The sequence below is a fragment of the Deltaproteobacteria bacterium genome, assembly GCA_009930495.1.
Lineage (GTDB): Bacteria > Desulfobacterota > Desulfovibrionia > Desulfovibrionales > Desulfomicrobiaceae > Desulfomicrobium.
Window position 1 is genome coordinate 1 of the sequence record RZYB01000342.1, and the last position, 1772, is coordinate 1772.

At 69.1% G+C, this 1772-nt stretch carries 1 protein-coding gene; it reads left to right on the forward strand.

From position 1 onward, the window contains the following. Positions 1 to 454: 454 nt before the first annotated feature. Positions 455 to 1537 carry a hypothetical protein gene (locus tag EOL86_14500; GenBank protein ID NCD26782.1) on the forward strand — a complete coding sequence of 361 codons (1083 nt, stop codon included), beginning with the start codon at positions 455 to 457 and terminating at the stop codon, positions 1535 to 1537. Positions 1538 to 1772 lie beyond the last annotated feature (235 nt).

Sequence of the window (1772 nt, forward strand, 5' to 3'; positions counted from 1 at the left end):
CCGTCGTCGAAGAACATTCTCGACGTGATGGAGGCGTACGGGTCGTGGATGGCCCGCGTCGTCGGGGTCCCCGCCTCCGACATCGTCCCCGACCTCGGCAACATCCCGTCCGGCGCATCCCTCCGCACCCTCGTCTCATCGAGGACGGCGCGGGTGCGGGACTACATGCAGGACATCTCCCCCCAGGTCGCCCGCCTCGCCACCCTGCTGGGCGTCCCGGACGTGTGGCCCGTGTGGGAGGACCCCACCCCCACCGACGACACCGAACGCCTCGACGCCGCGTTGAAGCGCCAGGACCTCGGCTACACGCTGCAGGACAACCTCATCGAGGCCGGGCACGACCCGGAGCAGGCCAAGCAGATCGCGGACAACGCCCGCGCCGAGTCCGCGAACATCGGCACCCTCGCTGCTGCCGCGTTCCGGGCCGGTCAGGACCCCACCCAGGTCCTCTGACATGGCCATCAACACCGACACCCTCGCCGAGGAGTCCAAGGCCCTCGCCACCCTGAACGCCCGGTTGGACGACAAGACCCGCCGCCTCGTCACCGTCTGGGCCCTCACCTGGGACCAGGTGGCCGGCGAACTTGAGGCCGCGATCGCCGAGCTTGCTGCGGCGACCGACGACGGCCGGGTCACGAGGACCATGATCCTCAGGTCGCAACGGTTGCAGGCCGCGCTGGCCGCGGTCGGGGACTCGTTGGGGCTCGTGGTCGCCCAGACCAACCAGATCATCACCGACGACATTCGGCAGGGCATCGACGATGCCATCACGGCAGCGGAACGGATGCTGGCAACCCAGTTGCCCACAGCGACCGCCCAAGTGGGTGGGATGCTCGCCACCCAGGCGACGGTGGGTGGGCTCACCGTTGGTGTGGTTGGCGCGGACCCCGTGCAGGTGGCTGCGATGGTCACCCGGGTCACGCAGCGCATCACGAAGACCACGTACAAGCTGGAGGTGGAGGCGCAGGCCGCGATCCGCCGGGAACTCCTGCGCGGCATCGCCGTGGGCGCCAACCCCCGCGTGTCTGCCCGGCGTGCCCTGCGTGGCATTGAGGACCAGTGGAACGGTGGCCTGACCCGGGCGTTGACCATCGCCCGCACCGAGACCATCGACGCCCACCGGGCCGCCGCACAGGTCGTCCACACCGCCAACCGGGACATCGTGGACCGGTGGGAGTGGACCGCGCACCTCGACAAGCGCACCTGCCGTGCCTGCATCGCCATGCACGGGGAACGGTTCGACGTCACCACCCCCGGCCCCCTCGGACACCAACAGTGCCGGTGTACGCGCGTCCCCGTCACGAAGACGTGGGAGGAGCTCGGGTTCACCGGGATCGAGGAGCCCCCGTCGTTGCAGGTGGACAAGGCGAAGTGGTTCGACCGGTTGAAGGTCTCCGACCAGAGGGCCATCCTCGGGGACCGTGGGTTCGACGCCTGGCAGGCCGGGGTGTACCCCATGGACCAGTGGGTGAAGCGGCAGGAGAACGACGGGTGGCGGGACTCCTACGTGGTCACACCGGCACCGCGCGCCGCCTAGATAAGCCGAATCCCCCTGCTCCGTGGAGCTAGGGGGACTCGGGTTCGCCCGGCTGCCAATTCCGGGATTCGTCATTCCATGACGGGCGGGATAGTGAGTACAGCCTAGTCCCAGTACACCACCCGCGGCAACCCCCGCGGCGTCCACAACAGCACCCCGCACACCTCACACACCCACTCCCCACCCAACCGCCCCTCATGGAACACCAGCCGGACGAGGACCCAGGTGTGATCCT